27 protein-coding genes and 1 pseudogene are annotated in these 17,953 nt (G+C 36.9%); all 28 read left to right on the forward strand.

The window, feature by feature from the left end; genetic code table 11:
- The coding region (locus K5Q34_RS00005; protein WP_253214075.1) for a polymorphic toxin type 15 domain-containing protein at window positions 1-1,847 on the forward strand (1,847 nt) is incomplete at its 5' end.
- 9 nt (window positions 1,848-1,856) lie between these two features.
- A complete protein-coding gene (locus K5Q34_RS00010) occupies window positions 1,857-2,399 on the forward strand; it encodes a T6SS immunity protein Tdi1 domain-containing protein (protein ID WP_105116553.1) in 543 nt (180 codons plus the stop codon).
- Window positions 2,400-2,579: 180 nt separating this feature from the next.
- Window positions 2,580-4,913, forward strand: a complete 2,334-nt coding sequence (locus K5Q34_RS00015; protein ID WP_221864319.1) for an RHS repeat-associated core domain-containing protein — start codon at window positions 2,580-2,582, stop codon at window positions 4,911-4,913.
- Entirely contained in the window at window positions 4,913-5,440 is a 528-nt protein-coding gene (locus K5Q34_RS00020) for a hypothetical protein (protein ID WP_172084213.1), read from the forward strand. Before K5Q34_RS00015 ends, K5Q34_RS00020 begins: the two co-directional genes overlap by 1 nt.
- Before the next feature lie 191 nt (window positions 5,441-5,631).
- A pseudogene (locus K5Q34_RS11965) lies at window positions 5,632-5,913 on the forward strand (ribonuclease domain-containing protein); the annotation flags it as partial.
- Window position 5,914: 1 nt separating this feature from the next.
- On the forward strand, window positions 5,915-6,301 hold the full coding sequence (locus tag K5Q34_RS00030) for a barstar family protein (RefSeq protein ID WP_044763556.1): 387 nt from the start codon (window positions 5,915-5,917) through the stop codon (window positions 6,299-6,301).
- 266 nt (window positions 6,302-6,567) lie between these two features.
- A complete protein-coding gene (locus tag K5Q34_RS00035; RefSeq protein ID WP_205028102.1) occupies window positions 6,568-7,635 on the forward strand; it encodes a hypothetical protein in 1,068 nt (355 codons plus the stop codon).
- Window positions 7,632-7,838 (forward strand): hypothetical protein, encoded by a 207-nt coding sequence (locus tag K5Q34_RS00040; protein WP_172115746.1) that lies wholly within the window; start codon window positions 7,632-7,634, stop codon window positions 7,836-7,838. Before K5Q34_RS00035 ends, K5Q34_RS00040 begins: the two co-directional genes overlap by 4 nt.
- 210 nt (window positions 7,839-8,048) lie before the next feature.
- Window positions 8,049-8,372, forward strand: coding sequence for a hypothetical protein (locus K5Q34_RS00045; protein WP_203178326.1), 324 nt, complete (start codon window positions 8,049-8,051; stop codon window positions 8,370-8,372).
- Window positions 8,373-8,386: 14 nt separating this feature from the next.
- Window positions 8,387-9,073: a PoNe immunity protein domain-containing protein gene (locus K5Q34_RS00050; protein ID WP_172115745.1), complete on the forward strand. Its 687-nt coding sequence runs from the start codon at window positions 8,387-8,389 to the stop codon at window positions 9,071-9,073.
- A gap of 1 nt (window position 9,074) precedes the next feature.
- Window positions 9,075-9,398, forward strand: a complete 324-nt coding sequence (locus tag K5Q34_RS00055; protein WP_172115744.1) for a hypothetical protein — start codon at window positions 9,075-9,077, stop codon at window positions 9,396-9,398.
- Window positions 9,399-9,539: 141 nt separating this feature from the next.
- Window positions 9,540-9,836, forward strand: a complete 297-nt coding sequence (locus tag K5Q34_RS00060; protein ID WP_172115743.1) for a hypothetical protein — start codon at window positions 9,540-9,542, stop codon at window positions 9,834-9,836.
- 10 nt (window positions 9,837-9,846) lie between these two features.
- Window positions 9,847-10,320 carry a hypothetical protein gene (locus K5Q34_RS00065; protein WP_172115742.1) on the forward strand — a complete coding sequence of 158 codons (474 nt, stop codon included), beginning with the start codon at window positions 9,847-9,849 and terminating at the stop codon, window positions 10,318-10,320.
- A 117-nt stretch (window positions 10,321-10,437) separates the two neighbouring features.
- Window positions 10,438-10,761, forward strand: coding sequence for a hypothetical protein (locus K5Q34_RS00070; RefSeq protein ID WP_172115741.1), 324 nt, complete (start codon window positions 10,438-10,440; stop codon window positions 10,759-10,761).
- A 15-nt stretch (window positions 10,762-10,776) separates the two neighbouring features.
- The gene (locus K5Q34_RS00075; RefSeq protein ID WP_172115740.1) at window positions 10,777-11,298 is read left to right on the forward strand and encodes a hypothetical protein; all 522 of its coding nucleotides are present in this window, start codon (window positions 10,777-10,779) and stop codon (window positions 11,296-11,298) included.
- The gene (locus tag K5Q34_RS00080) at window positions 11,299-11,679 is read left to right on the forward strand and encodes a hypothetical protein (protein WP_105142023.1); all 381 of its coding nucleotides are present in this window, start codon (window positions 11,299-11,301) and stop codon (window positions 11,677-11,679) included.
- Window positions 11,676-11,882, forward strand: coding sequence for an RNA 2'-phosphotransferase (locus K5Q34_RS11970; RefSeq protein WP_105142024.1), 207 nt, complete (start codon window positions 11,676-11,678; stop codon window positions 11,880-11,882). The genes K5Q34_RS00080 and K5Q34_RS11970 overlap by 4 nt, the downstream gene beginning before the upstream one ends.
- 11 nt (window positions 11,883-11,893) lie before the next feature.
- Window positions 11,894-12,235 carry an RNA 2'-phosphotransferase gene (locus tag K5Q34_RS00090; protein WP_345770281.1) on the forward strand — a complete coding sequence of 114 codons (342 nt, stop codon included), beginning with the start codon at window positions 11,894-11,896 and terminating at the stop codon, window positions 12,233-12,235.
- A 433-nt stretch (window positions 12,236-12,668) separates the two neighbouring features.
- Entirely contained in the window at window positions 12,669-13,028 is a 360-nt protein-coding gene (locus K5Q34_RS00095) for a hypothetical protein (RefSeq protein WP_153051251.1), read from the forward strand.
- Between the two features lie 36 nt (window positions 13,029-13,064).
- Entirely contained in the window at window positions 13,065-13,352 is a 288-nt protein-coding gene (locus K5Q34_RS00100; protein WP_205028099.1) for a hypothetical protein, read from the forward strand.
- Between the two features lie 2 nt (window positions 13,353-13,354).
- Complete coding sequence (locus K5Q34_RS00105; RefSeq protein ID WP_172115739.1) at window positions 13,355-13,828, forward strand: hypothetical protein; 474 nt, start codon at window positions 13,355-13,357, stop codon at window positions 13,826-13,828.
- Window positions 13,829-13,971: 143 nt separating this feature from the next.
- Window positions 13,972-14,178 (forward strand): hypothetical protein, encoded by a 207-nt coding sequence (locus tag K5Q34_RS00110; RefSeq protein ID WP_172115738.1) that lies wholly within the window; start codon window positions 13,972-13,974, stop codon window positions 14,176-14,178.
- A gap of 136 nt (window positions 14,179-14,314) precedes the next feature.
- Entirely contained in the window at window positions 14,315-14,938 is a 624-nt protein-coding gene (locus tag K5Q34_RS00115; RefSeq protein WP_205028097.1) for a TipC family immunity protein, read from the forward strand.
- 44 nt (window positions 14,939-14,982) lie between these two features.
- Window positions 14,983-15,156, forward strand: a complete 174-nt coding sequence (locus K5Q34_RS00120) for a hypothetical protein (RefSeq protein ID WP_153309421.1) — start codon at window positions 14,983-14,985, stop codon at window positions 15,154-15,156.
- Entirely contained in the window at window positions 15,153-15,743 is a 591-nt protein-coding gene (locus K5Q34_RS00125) for a TipC family immunity protein (RefSeq protein ID WP_221864320.1), read from the forward strand. The genes K5Q34_RS00120 and K5Q34_RS00125 overlap by 4 nt, the downstream gene beginning before the upstream one ends.
- A 496-nt stretch (window positions 15,744-16,239) precedes the next feature.
- Window positions 16,240-16,734: a hypothetical protein gene (locus K5Q34_RS00130; RefSeq protein ID WP_202846295.1), complete on the forward strand. Its 495-nt coding sequence runs from the start codon at window positions 16,240-16,242 to the stop codon at window positions 16,732-16,734.
- Window positions 16,718-17,107: a hypothetical protein gene (locus tag K5Q34_RS00135; protein WP_205028233.1), complete on the forward strand. Its 390-nt coding sequence runs from the start codon at window positions 16,718-16,720 to the stop codon at window positions 17,105-17,107. The genes K5Q34_RS00130 and K5Q34_RS00135 overlap by 17 nt, the downstream gene beginning before the upstream one ends.
- 199 nt (window positions 17,108-17,306) lie before the next feature.
- The gene (locus tag K5Q34_RS00140; protein ID WP_202846296.1) at window positions 17,307-17,810 is read left to right on the forward strand and encodes a hypothetical protein; all 504 of its coding nucleotides are present in this window, start codon (window positions 17,307-17,309) and stop codon (window positions 17,808-17,810) included.
- Window positions 17,811-17,953 lie beyond the last annotated feature (143 nt).

Raw genomic sequence — 17,953 nt, forward strand, 5'->3', positions numbered from 1 at the left:
CCTATGACGACCAGCTCCAGAAACGGGAGACCTATGTCTATGGCAATGGCAGAGCTACCTATACTAACGAGAGCACTGGCGACAGCTATCACTACCTGACCAGCCAGTCTGGCTCTGTGACAGGTCTAACTCAGAATGGCAATTCTGTTGCATCTAGCTCTTACAATCTCTACGGAGCAACCAAGCAGACTACAGATACCACAGGCAACCCATTTGCCTACAATGGTGAGGCACGGGATGTGACAGGTCTGGACTACCTTCGTGCACGATACTACGATAGTCAAGCAGGCATCTTCCTGACGGCTGACACCTATCCAGGTAGCCAAACAGACCCGCTCAGCCAAAACCTCTATGCCTATGTGCAGAACAACCCAGCCAACTACACCGACCCGAGTGGGCATATCCGCTCACCACATGTCATGTTGGATGACCGATTTGGTGGCAAGGTTTATAAAAATCCAAGACCTCTGATTAACCCAGAGGATGGGACGCTTTACGCACCGAGCACACCTGAGCACAAAGCTCATCAAATCCGCCAGCAACAAACAGGAAACTACTCATACGTCTATACACCGAAGGTGTACAGCAATACCCCAATCATCAAACCAACCAGCTATGCGCAGGCACAGGCACAACGTGACCGAGCAAGAGAGCAGGCACTCGCCGAACAACGTCGCCAGCAAAACATCAGAAATGAGTATAGCAGGGCTACAGGTTCCAAAGGGAAGGCTAAAACAAGAGAAGCTCAAAACCTCTTTAAAAACTGGGGAGCTGCTCTGAGTTCCATGTATACACACGTTTGTAAGACAGCCAAACGATGGGTTGATTCAGGTGTCAAATTCCTTAAAAATGTGGATTGGAAGAAGGTCGGAGTTACCGTTGGTGCTATTGGAGTTGGTATTGCACTTACGGTGGCGACGGGAGGTCTCGGAGCACCAGCCGCTATGGCCCTCGGTGGAGCAGCTACAGGCGCTATCATTTCAGGCTACGATGGCTATACTTCTGGTAAGCGTGGCTGGGAATTAGTAGGCGCTATTGGTCAGGGAGCTGGAGTTGGTGCCCTGACAGGATTTGTCGGTGGTCATTTAATGGGAGCAGGAGCCGGCATCGCAACAAGTGCAACGCAAAATATCCGTAATCAAGCAGTTCGTCATGTTGTGAAAGCTGGCATTGAAGCAGGCGTTGAGACTGCAGTTGATACAGGAATCTCAGTCGCAACAGGTAGCCCAGTTACTCTTAAGAATGTTGTAACAGACTATGGTCTAAACTTAGTTACCAATGGTTCGGGTAGTGTCTCTACTAAGAAAGCTTCTGAGGCGTCCCTACCTAAGATTAAGCCGAAAGCAGGAGATGTAAAGCGGACTCCAGAAATAGAAATTCAATTTAATAGAAATTCAAAGCATGATGCAAATGAGTTTTCTCGCCAATTGAAAAACCAAGAAAATGGTATGAATAAACTGACTGTAGAAGATTATATAAAAAATAGGGGAGATTATTTGGCTAATGGTCGGTCTAGCAACGGAAACGCAGCACAGAAGGCAGCAAGAGAGGCTGCCCAAGCAGATAAATATAATGAACTACGTAATTCAGGGTTATCTCATTCAGAAGCCAAAACACAATCCGAAATATGGATGAAAACTCAACATGCATTACACGATCCCGATCAAATTGCTGGAGGTTTTGCGAACAAGGTTACAGGTATTGGAGATGCAGGGGTGAACTCCTCGATTGGTTCCCAATGGAAATCCAGAATTGGAGCAGTAGATAACATCGTTGATGAATTGGTGCGTACAACCCCTTATGAAGATTTAGATAAAATTTACTTGAATGTTAAGTTAAGAAATTAGGAGGAAAAGATGTTAGATAATTTTGCAAAGTTGGCTAATATGCCAGAAACAGTAATAAAAAAGTATGGGAGCCAAGTTCCAATTGAGCTACGGAGAATTTGGGAAGAAGATGGACTTGGAACATTTGTGGATGGTTATTTGAAAGTGATAAATCCGGATGATTATTCAGCACTTGTAAAGAGTACATATTTTAGAGGTGATATGTCAATTCCTATATTTGTTACAGCATTTGGGGATGTGATTACACTAGAAGAAGGAAAATATTTACGAATTGTAAAGTATAGTGAAGGTGACTTTGTAACTATCTTGGCAAATATCGCGTATTTCATTCAAGATATTTTAGATGAAGACTTTTTAAATGATTACTTTGATATTCCTTTCTATCAAAAAGCTGTACAGAAATATGGCGATTTAACCTATCAGCAGTGTTTTGGTTTTGTCCCCCTACTAGCTTTAGGGGGAACAAAAAGTGTGGATAATTTGGAAAAAGTAAACATATCTGAGCACCTTTCAATTTTAACTCAACTGACAGGTGGAGTTGGTTTCGACTAAACATACGAAATCATCTAGACTTTTCTAGGTGATTTCTTTTTGGTATGGTAGAATAAATGTGTAGACCTTTGAAAACAATATATCATCTGAAACTGTCTAGATAGCTCTGCTATTTTCCAAAAAAAAGAAAAGACCGATACCTACGACCATGCAGGAAACAAGCTAAGCAGCACGGAGACGGTGGACGGTAAGGAAAGCAAGACAGAGTTTAGCTATGACGCCGAGAACCGCCTGCTTGAAATGAAGTCTGGCGACAAGACCATCACCTACACCTATGATAAGAATGGCAACCGCACATCGTCTGGTGCTGGTGATGCCAAGCTGGATTATATCTATGACACGGAAAATCGCTTACTTGCGGTCAAGGATAAGGAAGGTCTGCTTTTCGCGGCTCTCTATGATGGGGATGATAACCGTGTCTTCACTGCCAGCAGGACCCAAGCGACCAACACCTACCAGCTCTTCAAACGCAAGCCAGCGGATAAGAAGCGCAAGTCTCCGTATACCGCGCCAGATGGCGAAACCAACAGTCTCTTCTGGTATGGCTTCACGCAGAATGTCGTCCAGTTCTTCTCGAGCTTCACGACCAGTGAGGGCTATGACTGGATTGAAACCTTCGATACCGTCTCAACTGCCTATCATCAGAAGGTAGCCAAGGACCGAGCGACGGAAGAAGGGCTTGTGGTCAATCCGCCAAGCGAGGACAACCTACCGGGTGAAGACGAGGTGCTCTACAGGAGTCAAGTGCAGGATGTCCTCATCCCTTACACGACCAAGGAAGACACCTACAACTATTACGAGACCCGAAACTACGTCAACGACGTCAATCAGCAGCACACCCAAGTCCTGCAAACCTATGACGACCAGTTCCAGAAACGGGAGACCTATGTCTATGGCAATGGCAGAGCTACCTATACTAACGAGAGCACTGGCGACAGCTATCACTATCTGACCAGCCAGTCTGGCTCTGTGACAGGTCTGACTCAGAATGGACAGGCAGTCGCAAGTTCAAGCTATGCCCTCTACGGAGCAACCAAGCAGACTACAGATACCACAGGCAATCCATTTGCCTATAATGGCGAAGCCCGTGACATCACAGGTCTGGACTACCTCCGTGCACGATACTACGATAGCCAAGCAGGCACCTTCCTGACGGCTGACACCTATCCAGGTAGCCAAACAGACCCGCTCAGCCAAAACCTCTATGCCTATGTGCAGAACAACCCAGCCAACTACACCGACCCGAGTGGGCATATCTGGAAGACTTTGACAAATGCATATAATACTGCTAAGAAAGCAGTGTCCAAGGTCTATAACGCCGCTAAGAAAGTAGTTGTCGATACCTATAATACTGTCAAAAAAGTAGTGGTAAACACCTATAACACCATTAAGAGCGCAGTCGGTCACGCAGTCAACTGGGTCGGACAAAAGGTCAATCAGGCAGTCAACTGGGCTGGCAATGCGGTAAGGCAGACTACTAATTGGATTGGTCAGCAATTCACCTCTCAGCGAGGCTACAATAATAGCACTCGAAACTATGTGACCTACCAGCAATCAGAAGCCCAGCGTCAAGCCATCGCTCAGCAACAGTATCAGCAGCGGGTGAATCAAGAATACATTACAGCGACAGGTATAAAAGGACAGCCCAAAACAAGAGAAGCCCAAAACCTCTTTAAAAACTGGGGAGCTGCTTTGAGAGAAATGTATACACACGTATGTAATCCTCAAACTACGAAAGGTAAGGACTCAGGTTCTCGAAACAAGCCAAATATCAGCATTGCGGATTTCCGCAAGATTGAAGAAGCCAATAAGTATGGATTGACAGTGGCTCAAAAAGAGCGCATTGATAAAATGACACTGGATCAGTATCTTCAATCTCCGCAAATGACAGCGGAAGAAATACTATATGCTCGTCAGGTTAAATTTGCTTCCTATACAGAAGCCAGAAAAGACGTATTCCCAACGTTTGTTGCAGAGCTAAGCGGATGGAATAACATTCAGCGTCTGAAAGATGGGGTTGATCCGACAACAGGTGAACAAGCGAATCGCTGGTTTGCAGCAGGGGAGCTCTCTCTTGATTTAGCAAGTAATCTACTACCATTTTTGAAAGCTGGAAAAATTACCCAATTAGGTAAGATTCTAGATACAACTGATGATGTAGTTGATACGTTTGATTATGTTAGTGATGTTGCAAAAACTACAGATAAGTTGGATGATGTTGAGGATGTTGGTGATGTTGCTAAAACACTCACGGCAGACGATATCATTTTTAGTGATAAATTTTCGAAGAGTAATTATTCTAGTCAAGTTTTAGACAGAGGCTGGAATAATCAAAAAATCGCAGACACTATTAATAATCCCGTTAAAACAACCTCTGGATATAACAAATATACTAATAGTAGTGTAACTAACTATTATATTGATGAAATACATTATGTTGCAGTCGACGATAGCACAAAGAAGGTTATTCAAATTTCGGACTTAAATAATCCTAACTGGAAAGGACCTAGATAATGATTGAAAAACCAAAAGGTAGAATCAATGAGATTGTATATTTCCATACAACTGATAGTGAATCCCAAAATAGAATCTATCCGAATCTTATACAATTATTTATATTGTTAGATGAGATTTTAAAAGCGGATGAGACGACTTCTTCGCTTCATGTTACACCATTTTATGTAAATGACATGTTAAATTTTCAAGAGGAATTTGATATTGCACATCTTTATATAGAGACCAAAGAAAATGTAACATTAATTGAAAAAGAAGAGTTTGCAAAAAAAAACATGTTTTGGCTGACACCCGAATCTGATTATAAAATACTAGATAAATACATTAATTTAGATGATATGAAACAGATGTATTTTTTGGTAGAAAAAGCAGATATTTTGGATTTTAAAAAAAGTATTCATGCTTATATGTCCTTTTTAATGCAAAGAGGTATACCACAAATGATGGCGTGGCTATGCGATATGTACGACTTTGATAAGGAATCAATACCCTATGGCTATTTTTGTTTTGAAGTATTATCACATTAGTAGATGGAGTATTCAGTTATAGGAGAGGACTGTGGCTATACGAAATCATCTAGACTTTTCTAGGTGATTTCTTTTTGGTGTGGTAGAATAAATGTGTAGACCTTTGAGAACGGAATATCAGATGGAAACTGTCTAGATAGCTCTGCTATTTTCTAAAAAAATAAAAGACCTAATCTCTAAGCGAGCTTCCACAGAATGTACAGGATGCCTATAAGGGCTATGATGGGGTTAGCTGGCAAGGGAATTATAAAGGGCAAACCCCAAAAACGGCAGCAGGGAAGAAGTTTGATAATCTTCAGTCATATCTACCTAAAGTTGATTCTTCTGGTAATAAGATATCTTATAAGGAATATGATGTAAATAATTATATCGCAGATGTAGGTAAACGTGACAACCAGAGGTTTGTTAGAGGTAGCGATGGCAGTGTATATTATACGTGGAATCATTATGATAGTTTTGTAAAGGTGGAGTAATATGGATACGTTAAAAATAATTAGTAAAAATGAGCAAGATGAACTCATTTCCACTATTCCAAAAGAGGCAAAAATAGTCTATTTAGATGGAAAAGTATTACAAGAAAAAGAAAATTCAATCAATTGTATTTGTGAAGCTTTCTTAATTGATAGAAATATCAGTAATTGGGACGCTCTTAATGATGTTTTAGGCGATTCTGATTGCATAACTAATGATGTGATTTATGTATTTTTGAACAATTATCAATTGATGTTCTCTGATAGTCCAGAATTTAGAAATATTGTATTGTCTATTCTTTCAAATAACGTCGAATGGTGGTCAGGAGATGTTGAAAAATATGTTGTTGATGGTAAGAAGAAATTATTTAATGTCTATTTAGTTGATTGACTTACTTTCTTTCTTGGAGTTTGTGACTATGATTATATGTCCTTTTTAATGCAAATAGGTATACCACAAATAATGGAGTGGTTATACGAAATCATCTAGAATTTTCTAGGTGATTTCTTTTTAGTGTGGTAGAATAAATGTGTAGATCTTTGAGAACAGAATATCTGATGGAACCTGTCTAGATAGCTCTGCTATTTTTCAAAAAAAGCACAACCTCTACACTTATTTGCAGAACAATCCAGCCAACTACACCGAGTCTGTGCTCTATGCATACACACGTTTGTAAGACAGCCAAACGATGGGTTGATTCAGGTGTAAAATTCCTTAAAAATGTGGATTGGAAGAAGGTCGGAGTTACCGTTGGTGCTATTGGAGTTGGTATTGCACTTACGGTGGCGACGGGAGGTCTCGGAGCACCAGCCGCTATGGCCCTCGGTGGAGCAGCTACAGGCGCTATCATTTCAGGTTACGATGGCTATACTTCTGGTAAGCGTGGCTGGGAATTAGTAGGCGCTATTGGTCAGGGAGCTGGAGTTGGTGCCCTGACAGGATTTGTCGGTGGTCATCTAATGGGGGCAGGAGCTGGCATCGCAACAAGTGCAACGCAAAATATCCGCAATCAAGCAGTTCGCCATGTTGTGAAAGCTGGTATTGAAGCAGGCGTCGAGACTGCGGTTGATACAGGAATCTCAGTCGCAACAGGTAGCCCAGTTACTCTTAAGAATGTTGTAACAGACTATGGTCTAAACTTAGTTACCAATGGTTCGGGTAGTATCAGTAATACTAGTGCAACCAAACCAATCAAGGTTGGCGGTGTGGAAGTTTACGATGCCAACTACAAACACACACGCCCAATCAAGGATGCCACACCAGTAAACAATCAAAAACTACTGACTGGACCTGACCCGAATGCCTTGAGGCTGGAGGCGCCAAAAACAAGTGGAAAACCTGATTTTTATGTTGCATCAAACGGTAATGTGATACCAGCCACAGGTTACAGATATATGAGTTCTGATGCCCCGTACTTATCTACTTTAAAAAATACAATGGAGATCCCAGCAAATCCCTCAGGAACGTATCTATCCTTTAATGATTATGCTGTGCCTAATCCCGAGGCATTGCAGGTTCCGCACGATGCGTCCATAAAAGCAACATTTGATACTAAACAAATTTTAGATGATATCAGAATACCGAACGGAAAATGGGGTAAAGCCGATTATCTAGAACCTTTAACTTCAGATTTTCCTCAGTTTGGTTCAGGAGGAGCAACTCAAGCCATAACGACTGAATCTATAAAAATAGATAAATTAGTAAATTTGAGGAGAATGCCATGAGTAATAAGTTATTAACTACTGAACAAATTTATCAACAGATTGAGTTGTACTGTTTATCTAATAATATTTTATATGAAGAAGAACAAATTGATGAGTGGGCTGATGATTTACTTAATATTATATATTCAATCGGCGGAGCACCTACTAGCTTAATAGTAGAAAAAATGTTACCAGAATATATAACCCAAGTAAATATAAACTGATGAGTAAAGCCGCTTATCAAGGAAAAATAATCGGATTCCCAAATTTCAACTTGAAATTTTGTGGTGAACTTTTATTAAAAAGAGATAATATGGTGAGATAGGGAATAGGAGAAAAGTGGAACATAAACTCCAAATATTTTCGAGATACATTTGTAATCTCTATTGAAACCTATGACTAATGCTCAGAAGGGGAATTATGGAGAGATGAAGATGGATCGCTACATGGAAGAAAGAGGATACACTAGAGTGAGTAATGATAGAGTGACTAGCATTAACGCTAAAGGACATCAAGGAATTGATGGTGTTTATTATCATAAAGGTACAGATACATATATTGTAGCAGAGGCTAAATACAATAAAGCACAGTTAGGGAATCCGAAAGATGGTCCTCAAATGAGTAGCAATTGGATTGATAAGAGGTTACAAAAAGCTGTAGGTTCTGATCTTACAGATGTAATAATTTCTCAAGGATATGATAGTTTATTAGTTCGTATCATGCCTGATGGAAGCGTCAAATCAAAAGTACTGCCATAGGAGAATATAGAATAATGCGTGATAAAATAAAAGACAATGAATATTTTAATTGTTACATAGATAAACAAAAAAATAGGCTTAAATTTTATAAAAATAAATTACCCGAGATAGATACTTCAAAAGAAAAAATCATGAGATCAATGAAAAATGCTATTTTTACAATAAATTTTGAAGTTATAGTAGCAAAATATTCTAAAGGTGATGATTTGAACTTGATAAGGGAGGAATATATTGAAGCTATTCCTACATTTAGAGAAGCTATTTCAGACATCATTGATATGAATACTCTTCAGTTTATAGCTTTGAGTGTACTGTTGAATGTTGATTTATTTGATGATGAGGAATTTTTAGCTTTGCTTGATAAATTTGAGGTTTCACATGGAGTGATTGAAATCTTTAGAAGCAAAGAAGATGTTATTGATATTAATAGCTATAAAGATATAAAGCAATTCAGACCATGGGTTGCGGAACTTTATCAGAAACCCGAAGAGAGGGAGGCTATCATTTCTAAACAGTTATCTAATTGGTATAGAAGTCAAAGAAGCAGCTATTTCTACGGCTATGACAAGGCGAAAGAACCGCTATATTTCGGCTACTGGGCCTTGGAAATTGCTGCCCTGGTAAAGGTATTGAACATACCTGATGATTCTTTTAAAAATCATAAGTACTACCCTTACGATTTAGTGCATTTTGGAGGTTAACATGTTTTCAAAGTTATTCAAGAAAATCGAAGTTGTTCAACCTAATTTCTATGAAAATGGGTCGCATATAATTGGAGTCTTTCCATTATCTGAAAGCGAAGGAAAGCTACTTTTCCCGAAGTATCCAGAAACACAATTTCAAGTAGATAATCGTTCTATTGAAGAATTCAGATTATTAGTTATGTCAGAGGAAGAAGATAAGGTGTTGGTTGATTTACCCTATAAAGAAGGTCTAATGAAACTCTCGCCAATCGTAGTCAATGAAACAGATACAGAAATTACAATTTCTAAGATCGACAAGGAAACGCTATATCAATTATTTTAGAACACAACAAGCGAAATCATCTAGACTTTTCTAGGTGATTTCTTTTTGGTGTGGTAGAATAAATATGTAGATCTTTGAGGACAGAATATCATCTGAAACTGTCTAGATAGCTCTGTTCCAAACTATAGTTATAGTGATGGTGTGACTATTCCACTGGTCGGAAATATCCGTACCGATGTCGGGAGTCCACATTATAATGCCCACGCTACAATGGAAGAATTTTATGACCAGTATAGAAAAGGTGGGGATAAGTTTGGTGATATCCCAACTGTTGGAGACTACAATGTTGCGACGAAAGCTTCATTGAGTAATGCAGGGGTTCCTTCTCAACAAGTAGATAGTATTATGGCTGCTGTTGAGGCCGAGCAACGATATTATGGACTGACTGATAACAGTGAAATTCAGTTACCGGGACGTATAAAATTACCTAGAAAATAGGAGTAAATGAATGGAAGAAATAATAGCAAATATCAAGCATAATATATTCGGACAAAAATCATTAATAGTGCCAAAAATAATTGAGGTTTCTAAAAGCTCAGGAATAGAAAAAGTTAACTCTGTCGAGTGGGAAAATTTTTGTTTAGATATTAGAAATGATATGTTGAAAGATTTTAAGTTTGCGTATTCGTCGGAAAGAGATAAAGGGTGGAATCAATTTGCACGACAATACAGAGAAGATTATTCTGAGAATGTAAAAAAAATAATCAAAGAGCTTGGTTTCAAAGGAACAACGAATACAAGTCTAGCATTTGATTTAGGAAATACTATTATTTATAAATATCTTAACAAGAATTACAATTTTTACTTCCAATTTTATGAAGAAATGTATCGGATATATCTATCTGGTCACCTCCCTGTAGGCTACGAGGGTGACTATCCTAATGGTACATTTTATGTGATGAATCCACAGTCTGAGGAATAGTTTTAACATCTTTTGAAATCATCTAGACTTTTCTAGGTGATTTCTTTTTGGTGTGGTAGAATAAATGTGTAGACCTTTGAGAACGGAATATCAGATGGAAACTGTCTAGATAGCTCTGTGCCAAACTATAGTTATAGTGATGGCGTGACCGTTCCACTTGTCGGAAATATCCGTACCGATGTTGGAAGTCCACACTATAACGCTCATGCTACACTGGAAGAGTTTTATGACCAATATAGAAGAGGTGGGGCACTGGAATTTGAAACTCCTACGATTGCTGATTACAACACCGCGACGAAAGATTCATTGAGTAATGCTGGTGTCTCTTCTCAACAAGTAGATAGTATTATGTCCGCTGTTGAGGCAGAGCAGCGATATTATGGACTAACTGATAAATCAGATATAGTTATTCCTGGTAGAATTTCATTACCTAGGAAGTGAATGAGGGTTAATATAATGGAACAAATAAATATGTATTTTGAAGCTATTTTTAATAATTTCAAGCACCCCCAAAAATTAGAAGGGCAAAATATATTACTTACCACTAAAAATGATGGGCTACAGAGTCTAGAGTCAATAGAATGGGAGGAACTTTGTTGGGAATTACGCAGTGAACTTTTATTAAAAAGAGATAATGTGGTGAGAGAGGGGATAGGAGAAAAGTGGAACAGGAACTCCAAATATTTCCGTGATGCATTTGTAATTCCTATTGAAACCTATTTGAAGAAATGCTCTTTTTCTAAATTGGCTATTGATACAGTCTTATTTGATTTAAGCACAATTTTAAATTTTAAGGTACTTCAAGAAGAATTCGGATTTGATTCATACTTCCACGAAACAATGTATCAGATATATCTATCAGGTCACCTCCCTGTAGGCTACGAAGGGAATTATCCTAACGGTACATTTTATGTAATGAACCCACAATCTGAGTCATCTGAAGGGGTATCTACCGTAAGAATTGGAGGAGGGAAGTAAATGGAGAATAAATTACTTTATGAACTACCTATGTTTTCAACTCTTTTATCCGAAGCACCAAGGATAGAGTTTAAAGGAATGGATGTTTATATAACTTTGAAAGGATACGATTGTGATGACAACTTTTTTGAAGTCTTATTAAAGTTTTGCTCGGTTTTTCAATTTGTGAAAACATACTCTCATTTTGAAGGTCCTCCTTTCTCGTATGATTGTGTAGAAGAGGTTACTGATTCTAAGATTCTAAAAATTTTAGAGGAAAGAAACTCAATACTATTTGAAGAAATAAAAAAAGAAGGGGGATTAAAGCACTTTATATTACTTCTGGATAGCAATGATGGGTATCAGATTATTGGCAAAGATTTCGAGGTTTTGGAGCTATGATTGACAACAATCAATTAAGTAAGGATTGTTCGTATATACTAAGGCATGCTACTGATAAATACCATTTAAAAAGAGACACCTCAGGATGGGTGCCACTGAATGACTTTATCGCTGTATTGAATTTACATTTTGAATGGTGTAATCTTAGTGAGAACGATATAGAATCTATGATCATTCAATCTAATAAAAAAGACATGAAATAGTTAGTGGTAAAATTCGTGCAATCTATGGGCATTCAATTGGTGAAAAGATCGAGTATGAAGAAAGTGAACCACCATTATTTTTATATCACGGGACAGTATCAAAAAATATTGACTCTATTATTGAACGCGGTCTTTTGAAACGAAGTAGACAATATGTTCATTTGTCAAATGACATTGAAAAAGCTTCTCGGGTAGCAGCTCGACATGATTCTGATATTGCTATTTTGAAAATAAATTCTAAAATTGCTTGGAGAGAAGGGATAAAATTTTATCATCCCCAAGATATGATTTGGTTAGCAGATTTTGTTCCCTCTAAATATTTTACAATTGTTTCTAATATAAGAAATAATTAGCCGAGACGGGAGTTTTTGTCGTTTACATTATTAAAAATAATGATAGCAAGAAAGATTACAGATTGTATAGAGTAATACGGAATTCAGACATAATTCATTGAATGAATTTGAAACACATTGTTTGTTTTATCTAATGAAATCATCTAGACTTTTCTAGGTGATTTCTTTTTGGTGTGGTAGAATAAATGTGTAGGTCTTCGAGAACAGACTGTTTCTGCATCAACTAGCTGAGAAGCTCTGCTATTTTCTAAAAAGCTAAAAATTCTTAAACACGTATGTAATCCTCAGACTGCCAAAGGTAAGGAGTCAGGGCAAACAAAAACTAAAATAGATGATAAAAATGGTCAAATTGTTGAATATAGACCTTTTAATTTAGGAGATGGTAGAATCAATATTGGAACATATATTCCTAAAAATAAGTGAGGTTACGGAAATGAGAGAAGCAAACGACTTGGAAAAAGAATGGTTTGCATTGATGGTGAAAGCAGATTTTGAAGGGAAAGAAATTATATCAGAGCAATTATCGACTGTATTTATTAGCTCTGAGGAAATAACCAAAAGTTTTGCTTCTATTAAATTAGGAACTTTGACAAATAAATGTTACCCTTTTCAAGAACGAGTGCCGGTGACAATGCTAGTATATGTTCAGGATAATAGAGGATTGCGACCAATAGAATTTTTACTACATGTGGTTAATGGATTTGTGAATGAACTTGAAATTTTTGATGCTGCTGGCTTTGATATTGAAGATTATTCCAGTATACCACTTGACAATATTAAGTATCTAACCTAGTAAATCTACGAAGTTTACTTAGCTAACGGCAAATGTTTGGATAGCCACGATTTATATGCAGGTGAAATTATCTCTCGGAAGGCAACTGACTTGGATAAGATTCAAGAAAGCACCTTTAGAAGCTATCTTAGAGAGTTTGAACAAAAATACTCAGTGGGGACTGAGATACGCTCTCAAAAGTATAAGAGGGAGCTTTACGGAAAAACATTACAGGGTTCTTATATCTTGGAGGTCCCCGCCTCCAATGCGAAGCTACCTAATATCGATTACTACAAACAAATTGCATCAGAATATGATGTCACGCTTAGATTTATGGAGGAATAAATATGGCTGTTGAGTTTTTACCTGAAGAAAGACAGGCATTTTTGGATATTAATTTTGTGGAAAGATATGAGAAGTTTGCGCTTGCTCGACAATTTCCTGAGGAAATGGAACAGTTCGAAGCTATCTACAAACCGGCCAAGGTCAAAGAGCTAATTGAAAGCATGGGCTACACGGTTACCTACAATGGGAGAGAGAAATTTTTCCGCTTTTCAATTGCCAAGGACGAAGCGACAGGATTAGAAGCATTTTTGACAATTGATGTTCGTACAGGTCGTGTAGAGCTAATATGGTACGTCAACAAAAATGATAAGCCTTATGCAGGGACGGTTCTGCTTTCGGTTGCTAGAAGATTAATCTCGCTAGATTATCGAATCCCTTATCCACATGTTCGTTCTTATGAGGAGTTACGAGAGGTGTTGGAAGAGAATATCAGCCTCTATCTTGAGTTCTTTGAAGCACTGAAGAAATACCAGTAGACTACTTAGAAGTTATAGGGAATCATCTAGATATTTCTAGGTGATTTCTTTTTGGTGTGGTAGAATAAATGTGTAGATTTTTGAAAACTTTATACCATACCAAATAATTATATTCGATAAAGTAGATATAATTGGAGATTGATATGAAATATGAAGATGTAAAACAAAGATTATTTGCTATTATTGATAGTTATATTGATGACACCGAAATTCGAAAAAAGCTTTTGGAACAGGCACAAACAGTGCGATTAGTAAGAGGGGTGTTGTACAGTTTAGACAAATATAAAAATAGAGATTTTACGATATCAGATTCAGAGTTTTGTAAAGATTTATTTTTCCATTTTGGATGACAAATTGTAAATTTGCTACAATATATATAACGTCTGACGAGTATCTCAAGCGATTATCAAGTAGTTCAGTTTGTGGTGATTTAGATTAAAAAGTGTAGTATGTTTACGTTAATCAACCATAATGAGGTCATTATATATGAATAAAAAAATGATTTATGCTCTATCTATAGCAGTATTCGCAATCATACTATTGTCGCTCTTTTTAATGTTTTCAAAGCCTCGATATAGCAATGTTTTTGAAGAAATTTATCAAGACGAGTATCATCATGCTACAAATTCTTTTTTACATACGAATTCTACTTTAAATAAGATTCCAGATATGGAAGAAAATAAATCAAGTGGTTTATTTTACGGTCATATTTCAGAACAGTATCGCTCAGAAGTTTTACCTTTAGGGGTTGAGAATATTTCGTACAGCTTTAACTTCCCGGATGATAAATCAGAGGGGGGCGATATGTCCATAAACTTTCGTTTCATGCATAGCAATGGAGAAATTATAGACATATACTATGTGTATAAATATAATTCTGAAAAATTGGTACAGTCTCTAGGGATTATTAGCGAAAAAAGGTTAACAGAGTACAAGCAGATTATGGAGTATGTGCAAGAGAAAAAAATTAGTCTTTCTCCATACATTAGAAGAAGCGAAGAATTGTTACGGGATAAGATTATTCCTGACTGGCTTCGAGTCTATCCTAGTCGTTTCTCTAAGAATAATTGGGGAAATATAGAGATTATTGCTGAAAATATATCGGATTAGTAGTTTGTTAATATTTCAGCTTCTGGCTAGCAGGAATATACTATATGTTAAATAATTCAGGAATTACTAGAGAGAAAGTATTTGATATATCCGTGGGTATTGATTATGTAAAAAAAGAGATATATAGCGCTGAAAAAGTTACTAATATGAACCAGTTAAAAGCCAAGAATTCTGTAGCTTATGATTTCATATTGAAATTAGAGGAGGGAGCGAAATGATAAAACGTACAATTAAAGCCTTAGTCCTTGTTCTAGGTGTCGTTGTAGTTTATCTAACCTATAGTTACCATCGATTACATAATCCAATAGATGAAATTATCTATTCAGAGATGACAAGTATAAAAGTTATTCCGATAAAATCGTATAGTCAGCTTATAAAAAGTGATACCAGTTATGATTTTTCTGATAATACAGGATTTGTGACTCTACACTATAATTTGCGCGAGTTACTCAAACCAGAAGAAACAGTAACAGTGTATATGGACGATACAAAAGGTTTCATTTTCTCGTACCAGCATGACTTCAAAAATGGTAGGAAATTACAGATAAATTATATATATGATGGCGTTGAGAATGTCACACAGTCTATTGTTGCAATTGAGAATGACGGTAGCGAAAAAAAGACTCGAGAAGAGATATTAGACTTGTTGAGAGATGGTGACCTTGATAGTACATGGCTTAGTAGACAATCAACCTATGTCTGGGAGACATTGTTGCTGTCGGTCTGGTTTGAAAAGGGTAGCCACCAATATTACTTCGATAACATAGGAAATGTTCAGATTGTCAAATCAAATATTCTTGGGTGAGGAAACCCTAGTTTGTCGTTTTAGCTACGATACTATCACTCTGTCAAATATCTCTATACTCATATAACGATTTACCTTGAGTTCTTTGAAGTGTTGAAGAAATATCAGTAAGGCAGATAAAATTTTCCTATTTGTAAAAGGGGAACAATCTCTGAAATCATCTAGACTTTTCTAGGTGATTTCTTTTTTGTATTGTATAATAAATGTGTAGATCTTTGAGAACAGATTATCAGGTGGGAACTGTCTAGATAGCTCTGCTATTTTCACAAAAGCTAAAAACTCTTAAACACGTATCCACACTTATAGCTCAGTTTTAATGGATAAAGGAATACCACGAATGATGGCGTGGTTGTATGATATGTGTGACTTAGACATGGGAACAATAGCGTATGGATAAGTTATGGCAAAATAGTAAGGATGGTTTCTCATTGTTGGAATTTCAGTTTAAAATTCCTTACAGGGGTCGATACTGATATTAGAAGTAGGGGGTAAAATCGTGATTAATGATGTGAAGGAAAAATCTCAGGATATCATTCACAATTCTAAATTGCTAGATGTTAGTGCTGAAAAATCAAGAAACGAGATACGTTTACGTTGGGGTGAATTAGTAGAAGATAGGTATACTGCGGAAGCAAAATTTGGTGAGAGTAGTGATTTTGAAATCGCAATGATTGCATTAAAAGGCAACAAGTCTGAACTTGTCCTTGATTTTCCATTTTGTCATTTTTATAGACTAACAGAACGAGAATTATCTCTGTACCTATATCAAGTTCCAAGCGTATCTGAACTAGGGATAGAGTACCCTTTGTATAAAATAGTTAATAGTTGGCTGGTTGAACAAGTGGTTCAAGTGGCTGGTGGAGTATTGGAAAAAGAAGAATTAGAACATTATCAAATTCTCTCAACAAATATAGTTATTGACGTCATTCTATACAAGGGAGAAGAAATTTTAATTCATGATGAAGGGATAAATGATGGCCAAGTGGGTTGATATAGGAGGCAAAATTGAGAATGATTGGTACCAAGTTCGATGTCAGATAGATCAAGACATGAACCTAAAAATTTATCTTGATGGGTTGAAAAATCAAGAAAATCATTTCTGCATAGATTTTGAGAAAATATTATTTTGTAAAGTTATTGATGAAGGGTGGGATTTGAATCCGTGTGAATATTGGGATGATCCTAAAAATATTCCGATGATACATAAAGCTATTTTGGTAGAACTTTTTGATAGCCATTTAAAAAGAATTATACGAGAAAATCATCAGGCCCCATTCCGTCATTATCAAATTCTTGGTATCAATTTTGGTATCGATGTTATTTCGGATAGTCAGCCAATTATCAACAAGTTAAAGGAGAATTAGAAGGTTTAAGGATGTTAATTGACATTGAGGAGTAGTAACCTGTACTTCTCATTGTGGAGAAAGTTAAAATAGCTAAGCTAACATATCAAAACTCTAGAATAGTTATTGAAATCATCTAGACTTTTCTAGGTGATTTCTTTTTGGTATGGTAGAATAAATTTGTAAATTTTTGATAACAAAATATCGGGTGAAAACTGTAATGAATTTAATAAAAAATAAGAAGAACTACTTTCTATGTGCTCTTGCAATCTTTCTAGTGCTATTTATTACTATTACTTGCTCAAGAGTTTTTTCAAATAATGTGTATTATTTAGATGCTGACGGGAAGATTGAATTAAATATTAAGGGGAACTATGATAATCTTGATGCATATATGACGTTTGAGATTGCTAGTGAGTCGAAAAATGGAAAGATACGACTATCAGGTGGAAATATTTTGGCAGATATAGACTCCAATATTATTTATAATATTGAAAAGCAGCAAATTGAAAAATGGATAGATACAGATAACGACGGGGTATCAGAATTGACTATTTTACCAAATGATACTTCGCAAAGTATATATATAGATTCAAAAGGACTTGTTATAAAGCTACCGAATCAATATCGTTTTTCAATAAATTCTCCTAAAGATTTTTCAATTGTAGTTGAGAATATATCAAATACTTCAGTATCGTTTTCTAAAAATGTAAAATATAACTAGTAGGTCAGGTTGTTGCGGACACCTACGATGCCCTCGTGTTTTACAATATACAATAATTATCTTACAGATTAAGTACTTATTAGCATATGCTAAAGTATTGATGAGGGGCAGTCGGATTAGTTTTAACATTTGAAACGCTATCA

Origin of the sequence: Streptococcus sp. 2018110 (assembly GCF_019754115.1) — a bacterium.
In the GTDB taxonomy this organism is placed as follows: domain Bacteria; phylum Bacillota; class Bacilli; order Lactobacillales; family Streptococcaceae; genus Streptococcus; species Streptococcus hashimotonensis.